The 6,145-nt window shown below is 54.0% G+C and carries 3 protein-coding genes and 4 pseudogenes; 3 read left to right on the forward strand and 4 right to left on the reverse strand.

Annotated features, from left to right (window positions below; all coding sequences use genetic code 11):
• Positions 1–77: 77 nt before the first annotated feature.
• A pseudogene (locus tag IQ22_RS24240) lies at positions 78–251 on the forward strand (transposase); the annotation flags it as partial.
• A 3-nt stretch (positions 252–254) separates the two neighbouring features.
• A pseudogene (locus tag IQ22_RS22755) lies at positions 255–1,189 on the forward strand (transposase); the annotation flags it as partial.
• 27 nt (positions 1,190–1,216) lie between these two features.
• Here IQ22_RS22755 and IQ22_RS23760 read toward each other — a convergent pair.
• From IQ22_RS23760 to IQ22_RS23965, 4 genes and pseudogenes are all read right to left on the reverse strand, one after another.
• Positions 1,217–1,624 (reverse strand): annotated as a pseudogene (locus IQ22_RS23760) (HEPN-associated N-terminal domain-containing protein); the annotation flags it as partial.
• Positions 1,625–2,034: 410 nt separating this feature from the next.
• Positions 2,035–2,481: a hypothetical protein gene (locus tag IQ22_RS22760; protein ID WP_145146089.1), complete on the reverse strand. Its 447-nt coding sequence runs from the start codon at positions 2,479–2,481 to the stop codon at positions 2,035–2,037.
• Positions 2,471–4,492 carry a hypothetical protein gene (locus tag IQ22_RS23765; protein WP_244309411.1) on the reverse strand — a complete coding sequence of 674 codons (2,022 nt, stop codon included), beginning with the start codon at positions 4,490–4,492 and terminating at the stop codon, positions 2,471–2,473. Before IQ22_RS23765 ends, IQ22_RS22760 begins: the two co-directional genes overlap by 11 nt.
• Positions 4,489–5,040 (reverse strand): annotated as a pseudogene (locus IQ22_RS23965) (site-specific integrase); the annotation flags it as partial. The gene IQ22_RS23765 and the pseudogene IQ22_RS23965, both read right to left, overlap by 4 nt.
• 464 nt (positions 5,041–5,504) lie before the next feature.
• On the opposite strand from IQ22_RS23965, the gene IQ22_RS24245 reads away from it, so the two are divergent.
• A partial coding sequence (locus IQ22_RS24245; protein WP_425298893.1) for a DUF7146 domain-containing protein occupies positions 5,505–6,145 on the forward strand: 641 nt, incomplete at its 3' end.

Consider the following 6,145-nt stretch of genomic DNA (forward strand, 5'->3'; position numbering starts at 1 on the left):
CGATTCTGTTGAGAAAGTAGATCTCCTGCTTGGCCTGCTGCAAAATCAGGTCATCGGCCAGCGGGAGGATTCGCAGCATGATGGGACAATTGTCGAGCGGACAAGAGAGACTGTTTTACTCGTTCAACATTGAAGATCACATCCCAGCCAATCACCTCCTGCGCAGCATTGATCGATGCCTCGATCTAAGCGATCTGCGCCATTATCTCGCCGATTTTTATAGCCCAATCGGGCGTCCATCGATTGATCCCGATTTGAGTCTTGAAGACGAAGTCCCCAATCACTCTACGTTTTCCAAGAACCGCCACGGTCGTTTTCGTGACAGCTCGCTTTTTCGCTAGCTGTTCAATGAGGTGCTGCGTCGCTGCATGGACGCAGGTCTGGTCAAGGGCGAAGGTTTTGCTGTGGACGCCAGCGTCATCAGGGCGGATGCCAGTCGGCAGCGAGGCGTACCCGGCAACGAAGAGCTCAACCGGGGTGATCCTTCGCTGAGTACTCGCGCCGTGCGTGAGTACCTTGAAGTGCTGGATGAAAAGGCTTTGGCCGAAGCACTGCCTAAGCGCCTGTCGCTGACTGATCCAATTTCGCGTTGGACCGCAGCGCCAGGAGGCCCGGCGTTTTTCGCTTACTCGACGAACTACCTGATTGATGTCGAGCACGGAGTAATCATGGATGCGGAGCCGACGCCAGCGCATCGAACCGCCGAGGTCGAGAGTACCAAGACCATAATCGAGCGGGTCGAAGATCAGTTTGACGTCAAGCCGGATCGGCTCATCGGCGATACCGCTTATGGAACCGCACCGATGCTAGCATGGATGGTCGACGACAAAGACATCGAGCCACATGTGCCGGTTTGGGACAAAACCGAGCGCAAGAACGACAGCCTCTCGATCAGCGAATTTCAATGGAATGAAGAGGCGCAGGAATATCGTTGCCCCACCGGACACGCGTTGCGTAGCGAGTGGCGGGCCTTCAAAACCAGCGCTCACATGTCACGAAAGCCAACACCATCATCTTTCGATCCCGGCAAACCGACTGTGCTAAATGCTCAATGAAAGAGCGCTGCTGCCCGAACACGTCGTTTAGAAAAATCGCACGCAGCGTCCATGAAGCGGCGCGCGATGTTGCGCGGCGAATCGCAAAGACACCTCAATACGTGTGCTCTCGCCACGAACGCAAGAAGATCGAGCGATATGAGTGATGAACTTGAAAAATTTTTCCAACCATACAGCAGAGTTCTGTCAGAGCTGAGCGAGTAAGGATTAACTCTACACCATTCGGATTGATGGAACGCTCCGATTATGTCGTCAGTCAGCTTCTCTGATTCACAGACCAGCTCCAGATCATGTAGAAGATCCCACGTGTCGTAAACATTGCCAAATTGCCAGCCGTCCTCCCGGCTTTCCCAAGGTAAACCTTTGTTACTCGGGTCACCCCACTCAAGCCGAATGCAACCAGCGATGTGCTCAGTCACATCGTTTAGAGGGCAAACCTTTTTCTTTCTCCCACAATAGCTGCACTTACCAAGCACGCTGTTCCGCTTGATGAGTTTCTTGACCCCCGCCTCCTGATAGCAGCCCGCGCGCGCATACGCATCATCCACTAGGGAGTAGCCCCTTTCCATCTCTTACCATCCATGCGTGCTTAGCAAGGCCCATCAGAGTTTCCATTGCTTACTGATTGGTGATACAAAAATAGTGGTACCGAGATCGCCGGGTACAACAAGGCGTTAATCGGCACCACCGCGTGTAAGTGCATCGACAGCGGGGATGCATACAACGGGTACCCGAGGCCGCAGCTCCAATTCATTCATCTCAGCTTTCATATTGATCACTTCTCCGGTTCGAATTCAGAACGATGAAGTCGATTGCTATCAGCCCTAACTACCAGCCTTCGACGCCATAGCTAGCGTTTTCCAGCGCCAGCTTTCAGCCAAAGCAGACGCTTGTTGAGGCTAGCCTCACAACACGTTTATTGAGCATCGCTCCTAGCCTTGCGGCTAGTTGCGGATCGTGTACACCCACGACTGCCATCTCAAAGCTTTCTGGGCCCGCGTGGATCCAACGACAGTATGTTGGACGCAGGTAACTGCTGTTCAAGCTCAGCAATGCGGTCATACAGCTCTATGATTTTCGCATCCGCCTCGCTCAATAAACTTGCTAGCTGGTCGCGCTGTCGGGCAACCTGCTCAATCCGATCTCGCAAGGCGCGGCGTTTCTGACGGGCAAGATAATTTACCTGGTTCAACGAACGAGGTAGCTCCTCCGCATGTTGTTCGACGTAAGTCTTTATCTCTGCAATGAGGCTCGGGAAACGCGATTTCTTAAGCGCCGACGGATCGCTCCCGGCCTCTTTGGCCACGTTGTTCTGAGTGACCGGTGTCCCCTTCGGTAGAAGCTCCGGCTTATTGAGTTTCAGGCGCTCAAAAGCATCACGATATTGATCGGCCGCGCTGCGGCGAGCAGGGAGTTCAACGTCCATTTGCGCTCCCTACGACACGGCGGAAGCTTTCTACGCTTCGCTGTTGAGCCATCAAAGATTCCATTAGTGGACTTCCATCCTGAGCAGTATCAAACCGCTCTTTGAGTACATGCTCAAGATTCTCTACCGCGCTCAATCGTTCTGAGTCATACAGCACATCAGGGCAAGGTTTTTCGCCCTCTGAATCACCGCCCCCACAATGAGCAATATTGTCGATTCCTCCGTACGGACAAGGCTCGCGACTCGAACAAACGCCTAGAAGGATCTGGCGACATGCGACCGAACCCTTCTTTGCCAAACCGATCATCTTTTTTGCATCCTCTGGCGAGATCAGCCGAACGATCTCAGCCTTTCGTTTATCTCCATGGGGACTGACAAAACGCTCACTCGTAAGCTGCTGTAACTCTCTACCAAGCGTCTCGTACATCGTGCGAACGTACAGCGTATGAGCCTTTTCCTCTAGACGCATCTGCGAGTGATTTTGTCCGTAGTAAAGGCTCATCGCTCGGGTGACGTGCTTGAGCTGGTACTGAAGCGAGGCATCGCTTACGAGCCCGGAAGCTTGCATGTTTACTGCACCAGTTCTACGCAACTGATGCCATGCCAACGGCCATATAGCGCCCACTTGATACTCCTCCGGCAGTGTAGGGGTAGCTAGCCGGGCTAATTTCAAATCCTCACTCGTGATACGCAAATGCTCCAAGTCAAACAGCTTGCCGTACTGGCTCAAAAGGTCGGCATATGGTGGAATAGCCGGTCTCAGTGAGTGATCATTTTTCTTGCTCGATGGGGCCCACGGCTCGTAAGAAAACGAGGTCAAAAAACGCCCCGCGAGACCGCTCGCTGCTTCGGGAGGTGCGTATAACGAGCGAAATAGAGAAATTACCTCCATCGCCCTCACGGCGACCTCTACAGATGGGGATGTGACCCAATGGGCGTCGCTATCAGCCTGCGTTTTCGTCGTCTGCCCACGTAACAAAAAAATGTCGCCGAAATTTTTGTCGTGCTCGACGTCAAGGCATCCGGCTCGAAGATTCCAAGCTTCCTCGACCCGCATGAGACTGAAGTTAAGGATGTAAGCTAAACCGGCGCGGTTGACCAGTTTCAGATAACTAGTTAGGGCTCTTACTTGCAAGGCACCACTGCGCCCCACCCAACGTTCAAGTAGCTCAAAGATGCCGAAGCGTTTCGCGGTATCTGCAAACGCTCCGAGAAAACGAAGCCCCGTTTTAGCGCCTAATAACTGCATCTTATGGCCGCAAAAAGGCGGTGCGTTTGCGCACGCCACTCTTTTTGAAACTCTCTGATTATGTTCGTAAGCCCCAATGCTGAACCGGTAACAAGCTTCAACTTGTTGTTGATGGGATAGGAAGTCATCAAGACACTCTCGCAGCCTGGTAACTTGGTAGTGCCAAATACGCGGAGGAATGTACGGTGTTTGAGCTGTTTGGTGAGTTGGAAACAGCGCAGCGAGACGGGTTAGCGAGCCCGAATCCAGCAACGTAAACCCTACGGCGCTGCGAGACGCGTATAGTTCATGCATTAACGACAGAAACTCAGTCTTTCTTGAGGCATGAAGAAAGGCAGGAATTTGCTCGCATACGCGTGGAAATTGGCTTAATTCGCTGGCCAGTATTCTTGCCTCTTCACAAAGAACAAACAGCCGCCGCATCTGATCGAAACGCGTCTTCAACGATCGATAGCCGCGGGCGCCATACGGCCCGTATAGCCACCAGCCTGTGATGATACGAAGCAGATTAGCGTTCGCCGAGCTAATTGGCGCCGCGACTTTTGTAGCTGGGCCATCCCCAAAATTTAGCGTCAGCGCCTTCTTAGCCCATGGGTCAAGCCTCCAAACTGGATCGCCCCAACGGCTTACTACTTTGCCCTGTGCATCAATTACGACCGGCCAATCAGGTGGCGGAGGCCAGCTCTCAGGACGATAATTAGGCGCCCCAGGAGCGGCGAGAGGCGACTCGATAGAAAGCCCTAACGTCGTGAGGATATTCATAAGGAAGGCCCCGCTGTAACTTCCGCAAGCCGAATAAATCCGTCCCAAGCTGGGTGATAATTTTCCTCAGCTATGCGAGCCAGTGCCTCTTCAACCCAAAGCCGACGCACCTCGCTACTTTCTTGAAAAAACCGCAGCTTCGCACTCAGACGCTCGACCGCAAGCATCGCTGGATGGTCAGCCTCGTCAGATCTACCCGTGGAAGCTGGACGATATCTAGTTAGCTCCAAGCTCTTGAGCACGCGCAAACTACTCAGAGACCAGACGTGATCTTCGCTTTCAATATCCCGATGATTGACGCAGAAGAGGCAACCAGCAGCGTTGATACAATCGGGATCAGGTGCATTCATCGGAGCGCCTACGACCGATTCTGGCAAGGGCGTCGCACAAGCACCTGGAGCAGGTGAGCAAACGGCGGGATCTGCTTGCCGGTGAAATAGAGCGATTTCAATCATCGCAATTTGCGGATTGGGCTCAGCGTATACACGGATCAAGGTTTCAGCTGTGTGCTGTGCGATCTCCGCGACCAGTTCAGGGCGTTGCGACTCACAGCTGCGGTGCGTTTGGTGATGGTCTTTCCCTGCTGTGCTTTGTGAAGGGAATAGATTTTCCAGAAGCGCTTGTTGAGGTTGCCGAGTTCCTGAGGGTTGATCCTGAACCCCCACGGTATCAACGTCGTGAGACGTCTGAAAATCGTCCTCGTCCTGCCGAGTCTCGTCCGCGGGAAAGCGCAGTCGAGGACAACAACGCTTCACAGGCCGTACAGGAAACTACGGTGGTTCGTGAAGCGGCTGTAAAGGATGCGAGCAATGATGAGTGGGCTCGACTGGTTAAACCCGGTCGTCGTGGTTCCATTGATCTGAAGGCGCGCGCCGAAGCACTCAAGGCAAAACAGGAAGGCACTGAGGAATCCTCTCCAGAGGATGAACCACCTGCCTATCTGCCAGAGAGCGTTGAGTACGAAGTCATTGAGCATGACCCAGAGCCTGAAACTGTGAAAGCTGCACCGGCTATGCCAGCCATCATTATCGAACCGGAAAAACCCAGGCTTGCACTGGTCAGGAGCAAGCCGGTGTCCGCATCGACGTCAGATCGCAAGAGCCTGAACGTTGAGCGCCACTGGCGTGAGTCGCTGCCATTGACATCAGCCCTGGCTGAACCTGCACGGTTGTATTTGCAGGCGTGCAAGGTGTTGCCGCGAGGTGGCGCTGACTGGCTGGACAATGACTGCGTACGCTTCCATCCGGCGTTCCCGTACTGGGATACCGTGACGGAAGTGGATATGAAGACCGGGGAAGAGCGGGAAACCATCGCTGAGATAGGAAAGTTTCCAGCGCTGGTCTGCGCCATTGTAGATAACAGGGGTGAGATCCTGACCCTTCACCGAACCTACCTGAGCAGTACGGGTGGCAAGGCCGATGTGGAGAGTCCGCGCAAGATGATGCCGGTCCCCGAGGGGAAATCGATCAGAGGCGCGGCGATCCAGATGGGTACGCCAGTGGAGGGTGTACTGGGCGTTGCCGATGGGCTGGAAACAGCGCTCTCGGCGTACCGCGCGACAGGTATTGCTACCTGGAGCACGGTTAATGCAACACTGCTTGAAGGCTTTACCCCGCCAGCAGGGGTTCATACGGTACTGGTCTGGGCCGACAA

Origin of the sequence: Pseudomonas duriflava (genome assembly GCF_007830155.1) — a bacterium.
GTDB lineage: Bacteria > Pseudomonadota > Gammaproteobacteria > Pseudomonadales > Pseudomonadaceae > Chryseomonas > Chryseomonas duriflava.

Coding starts and splice junctions, on each gene's coding strand:
- IQ22_RS22760 (WP_145146089.1), bottom strand. CDS start 2,481: ATGGACGTTGAACTCCCTGCTCGCCGCAGCGCGGCCGATCAATATCGT.
- IQ22_RS23765 (WP_244309411.1), bottom strand. CDS start 4,492: ATGAATATCCTCACGACGTTAGGGCTTTCTATCGAGTCGCCTCTCGCC.